General features: G+C 72.2%; 1 protein-coding gene (running past one end of the window). It reads right to left on the reverse strand.

What is annotated here, in order from left to right; translation table 11 throughout:
- On the reverse strand, positions 1-5,909 hold the start of the coding sequence (locus KIP79_RS48890) for an SDR family NAD(P)-dependent oxidoreductase (protein ID WP_372453510.1). The gene continues 23,545 nt to the left of window position 1, outside the view; only the first 5,909 of its 29,454 coding nucleotides appear in the window; the start codon lies at positions 5,907-5,909; its stop codon lies off the left edge, out of view.
- Positions 5,910-6,000 lie beyond the last annotated feature (91 nt).

The following is a 6,000-nucleotide window of genomic DNA, read 5'->3' on the forward strand; positions in this document are numbered from 1 at the left end:
GCGACCAGCTCGTGCGTCGACTCCACCACGTTCTCGGCGTCGGCCGACTCGACGGTGACCATGACCACGTCCGGCACGGGATCCAGCGAGGTGAGTTCCCCGGTCAGCTCGACCATGCTCGTGACGGTCTCCGCGACCGCCACCTCCGGCAGCGCGGTCCAGTCCAGCCCGAACAGCGAATCGCGCGGTACGCCGCCACCGCCCGCACCGGCGAACTGCTCGGGGGTGAACGGACGCACCACCAACGAGCGCGCCGACAACACCGGCGCTCCCGCCCGATCGGCCGCCGACAGCGACACGGAGTCGTCACCGGACCTGGTCAGCCGGACGCGCAGCAGCGCGGCGCCACTCGCGTGCAGGCCCACCTCTTGCCAGGAGAAGGGCAGCAGGCCACCCTCCGCCACGTTCAACCCGGCGAAGCTGACCGCGTGCAGAGCAGCGTCCAGCAACGCCGGATGCACTCCGAACGCGCCCGCGTTCGACGCCGTCTGCTCGGGAAGGGCGACCTCGGCGAAGACCTCGCCACCGGGGCCGCTCCAGGCCGCCCGCAGTCCTCGGAACGCCGGGCCGTAGCCCAGCCCTCGGGAGGCCAGTTCGTCATACAGTCCGTCCAGCTCGATCGCGGTCGCGCCGGCCGGAGGCCACACCTCCGTGTCGAAGTGCGCAACGCCCCGAGTGTCCGTGCCGAGCGTCCCGGTGGCGTGCCGTACCCACTGCGCCTCGTCGCCGGCCTGGGCCGGCCGGGAGAAGACGCTCAGGGTCCGGCGGTCGGTCTCCTCCGGCGCGCCCACCGCGATCTGGACCACGACCGCCTCGTCCTCGGCCAGCACCAGCGGCGCGGCCAGGGTCAGCTCCTCGACCAGGTCGCAGCCGACCTGGTCACCCGCGCGGATCGCCAGCTCAAGGAACCCGGTGCCGGGGAAGAACACCATCCCGGCCACGGTGTGGTCGGCCAGCCAGGGATGCGTGGCGAGCGACAACCTGCCGGTCAGCACCACTCCGTCGGAGTCGGCCAGGCCCACCGCCGCGCCCAGGAGAGGATGCTTCGTCGCCGCCAGGCCCGCCGCCGTCACGTTCCCCGCACCGGCGCTCGCACTGCCGTCAGGCCAGAACCACTGGTGCTGGAAGGCATAGGTCGGCAGATCGACCCTTCGCCCACCCGGCAGCAGTGCCCGCCAGTCCACCGTCACGCCGCGTACGAACAGCTCTGCGGCCGAGATCAGCACCCGGTCCAGCCCGCCCTCGTCACGCCGCAAGGTCCCGGCGATCACCGCGTCTACCGCAGCCTCGTCCACGCACTCCCCGATGCCGATCGTCAGCACCGGGTGCGGGCTCACCTCCACGAACACTCGGTGGCGCTGCTCCAGCAGTTCCCCGATCGCCGGGGCGAAGTTGACCGTGTTGCGCAGGTTGTCACACCAGTAGGCCGCGTCGAGTTCCGGTCCCTCCAGCCATTGGCCGGTCACGGTCGACAGCATCGGCATCCGTACCGAACGCGGAGTCACCTCCGCCAGGACATGCGCCAGTTCCTCACCGATCAGATCAACCTGAGCCGAATGCGAGGCGTAGTCCACCGCGATCCGCCGGACCCGCACCTCCTCAGCGGTCAGTCGCTCGACCAGTTCCTCAATGGCCGCGACCTCACCGGCCACCACCACCGAGCGAGGGCCGTTGATGGCCGCGACCGACACCCGGCCGTCCCAGCCGGCCAGCCGCTCACGCACCTGCTCGACCGGCAACGGCACAGACGCCATCGCCCCGAGCCCCGCCAGCCGGTCGGCGATCAAGCGGCTACGCAGAGCCACCACCCGGGCGCCGTCCTGCAACGACAGACCACCCGCGACCACCGCAGCCGCGATCTCGCCCTGCGAGTGACCGACCACGGCGTCGGGGCGGACGCCCAGGGATTCCCAGACCGCAGCCAGGGAGACCATCACCGCGAAGGACACCGGCTGGACCACATCCACCAGATCCAGCGACGGGGCGTCTTCGGTCTGCCGGATCACGTCCAGCAGCGACCAGTCCACGAACGGTTCAAGCGCCGCCGCGCACTCCGCCATCCGGCCCGCGAAGACCGGCGACTCCTCAAGCAGTCGCCCGCCCATACCGACCCACTGCGCCCCCTGACCCGGGAACACCCACACCGACTTACCGGCGACGTCGGCCACACCCGCGACCACGCGAGCCGCCGGCTCGCCGGCCTCGACCGCGGACAGGCCCGCCAGAAGTTCCTCGCGGTCACGTCCGACCACCACCGCACGGTGCTCGAACACCGACCGCGACACCACCAGCGAGGACCCCACATCCACCGGGTCCAGATCGCCGGCCTCCACCTGCGCCGCCAGACGACGCGCCTGACCACGCAGCGCCTCCGGAGTCTTGGCCGAGACCACCCACGGCACGACGCCCGGCGCCTGTTCCACCGGCTCCGTCACAGGAGCCTCCGGCCCCTGCTCCAAGATCACGTGCGCGTTGGTGCCGCTGATCCCGAAGGAGGAGACACCGGCCCGGCGCGGGTGACCGTTCTTCTTCCACTCCACCGGCTCGGTCAGCAGCTCCACCGCACCAGAGGCCCAGTCCACATGCGTGGACGGCTCGTCCACGTGCAGCGTCTTGGGCAGCAGCCCGTGCCGCATGGCCAGCACCATCTTGATCACACCGGCGACACCGGCGGCGGCCTGCGTGTGACCGATGTTCGACTTGATCGAACCCAGCAGCAGCGGACGATCCTCGTCCCGATCCCGGCCGTAGGTCGCCAGCAGCGCCTGCGCCTCGATCGGGTCACCCAGCGTCGTACCGGTGCCGTGCCCTTCAACCGCGTCCACGTCAGCGGGCGTGAGCCCCGCCCCGGCCAGGGCCTTGCGGATCACCCGCCGCTGCGAAGGACCGTTCGGCGCGGTCAGACCGTTGGACGCGCCGTCCTGGTTGACCGCGGAACCCCGGACGATCGCCAGGACCTGGTGACCGTTACGGCGCGCGTCCGACAGCCGCTCCAGCACCAGCATGCCGACGCCCTCGGACCAGCCCGCGCCGTCGGCCGCGTCGGAGTAGGACTTGCACCTGCCGTCGGGGGCCAGGCCGCCCTGCCCCGTGAAGTCGATGAACGGCCCAGGTGTGGCCATCACCGTCACACCGCCGGCCAGCGCGAGCGAGCAGTCACCGCCGCGCAGCGCCTGCGCCGCGAGGTGCATCGCCACCAGCGACGACGAGCACGCGGTGTCCACCGTCACCGCCGGGCCCTCCAGACCCAGGGTGTAGGAGAGCCGGCCGGTGGCGACGCTGCCGGCGGTGCCGGTGCCCATGAAGCCCATCACGTCGGCGGGGAAGGCCGTGCTGTTGGCGTAGTCGTGGTACATGACACCGGCGAACACGCCCGTGTGGCTGCCCCGCAGCGAGACCGGGTCGATCCCGGTCCGCTCGATCGCCTCCCAGGTCACCTCGAGCAGCAGCCGCTGCTGCGGGTCCATCGCCAGCGCCTCACGCGGCGAGATGCCGAAGAACCCGGGGTCGAACTCGCCGGCCTCGTGCAGGAAGCCACCCGCCTGGACATACTTGACGGCTTGGCCCTCGGCTTGCGAGAGCGCGTCACGCTGCCAGCCGCGTGTCGTCGGGAAGGGGGAGATGGCGTCCGCGCCCTCGGTGACCAGCCGCCACAGGTCCTCGGGAGAGTTGACCCCGCCCGGATAGCGGCACGCCATGCCCACGATCACGATCGGGTCGTCCGCCACCGGCAGGATGGCCGTGGGGATGACCGCGTCGGCGTCCTCACCGAGCAGCTCGGCCAGCAGGAACTCCGCGAGCAGCGTCGGCGTCGGGTAGTCGAACACCAGCGTGGCGGGCAACCGCAGGCCGGTCGCGCCGTTCAGCCGGTTACGCAGCTCCACGGCCGTGAGCGAGTCGAAGCCCAGCTCGCGGAACTCCCGCCGCACCTCCACCGTGCCGGAGGAGACGTGCCCGAGCACGACGGCCACCTCGGTGCGCACCAGATCCAGCAGGACCTCGGCGCGCTCGGCCACTCCCAGCGGAGCAAGCCGCTGCAGCAACGTCGCGGCCACCACAGAGCCGGACGCCGCCGACCGCCTGCCTCCCCGCACCAGCCCGCGCAGCAGCGCCGGAATCTCGCCCTGCGTCCGCAGTGCCGTCGGCTCAAGCCGGACGGGGACGAGCAGCGCGTGCTCCAGCGTGGTGGCGGCCTCGAACAACGCCAGACCTTGTTCTGGCGACAGCGGCGGCATGCCCGCCCGTGCCATTCTGCGCATTTCGGCGTCGTCGAGTGTGCCGGTCATCCCGGCGTCCTGGCTCCACGCGCCCCAGGCCAGCGAGAGCGCGGGCAGTCCCGCCGCCCGCCGGTGCAGGGCCAGCGCGTCCAGGAAGACGTTGGCCGCCGCGTAGTTGCCCTGACCGGCGTTGCCCATCACCCCGGCCAGCGAGGAGAACAGCACGAACGCCGCGAGGTCCAGGTCCTGGGTCAGCTCGTGCAGGTGCCAGGCGGCGTCCACCTTCGGACGCAGCACCGTGTCCAGCCGCTCCGGTGTCAGCGAGGGAATCGTGCCGTCATCCAGCACACCGGCGGTGTGAATCACCGCAGTCAGCGGATGAGCGGCATCGATCCCGGCCAGCAAGGCCGCCGCCTGATCCCGATCCGCCAGGTCGCACGCCGCGATCTCGACCTCGACGCCGTGCGCGATCAGCTCGGCCCGCAGTTCCACCGCGCCCGGAGCGTCCAGACCACGGCGGCTGGCCAGCAGCAGACGCCGTACCCCACGCTCGGCCACCACGTGCCGCGCGAACAGCGCGCCAAGACCACCGGTGCCGCCGGTGATCAGCACCGTTCCCTCCGGGGCCCACGGGCGCGCGTCGCCCTCATCGAGGACATCGCCAGGATCAGCGGCGCGTGTCACCCGCGCCAGCCGGGGCACCCGTACGCCGTCCTCACGTACCGCCACCTGCGGCTCGCCCGACGCCGACGCGGCGGCCAGCACCTCCGGCAGCGAAGGCTCCTGCCCGGCCACATCGACGAGTACGAACCGGCCTGGTTCCTCCCACTGCGCGGACCGCACCAGTCCCCATACCGCGGCGGCCGCCAGGTCCGTCACGGTTTCGTTCTCGCTCGCCGCGACGGCACCCGTGGTGACGAACACCAGCCGGGAGCGGACACAGCGGTCATCGGCCAGCCAGGCGCGCAGCAGGTCCAGCGCCGCGGCGGTCAACTCGTGAACCGAAGCGACCACGTCGCCGTGCGCGGCGCCGACCGTAACGGTCACCACCTCCGGCACCGTCTCCAGCGCCGCCAGCGCCGCCGCCGGGTCCGAGGCCGGGGTCAGGGTCAGCTCGGCCGAATCGAAGTCGACGGCAGCCGGTCCGTCGGGCAACGCCGTCCAGGCCAGCTGGAACAGTGAGTCCCTGAGCGGGTCGCGACCGCCGCCCAGGACAGCCTGGTCGGCCGCGACCGGGCGCAGCACCAGTGACCGCGCCGAGAGCACCGGTTCCCCTGCGGCGTCCACCGCGATCACCGAGACCGCGTCGCCTCCGGTCCTGTCCAGCCGGACGCGCAGCACCGACGCGCCACCGGCGTGCAGGCACACCTCACCCCAGGAGAACGGCAACCGGCCGTCGGCCTCGTCCAGCCCGGCGAAGGTCACGGCGTGCAGCGCGGCGTCCAGCAGCGCCGGATGCATTCCGAACGAACCCGCGCTCGACGCCGCCTGCTCGGGGAGGACGACGTCGGCGAACACCTCGCCGTCAGCACCTCGCCAGGCGGCCCGCAGGCCCTGGAACACCGGCCCGTAGTAGAAGCCGCCCGCGGCGAACCGGTCGTACAGGTCGTCCACCTGGATGGGGGTGGCGTCCTGCGGCGGCCACACCGCCGTGTCGAAGCCGGCGGCGGCGGGCGCGGCTGTGGCCAGCACGCCGGTGGCATGCCGTACCCATGGTTCCTCGTCGGCGGCTTCGGCCGGACGGGCGTAGATGCTCAGGTTGCGGCGGCCGGACTCGGCCGCC

It is taken from the genome of Acrocarpospora catenulata, assembly GCF_018476525.1.
GTDB lineage: Bacteria > Actinomycetota > Actinomycetes > Streptosporangiales > Streptosporangiaceae > Acrocarpospora > Acrocarpospora catenulata.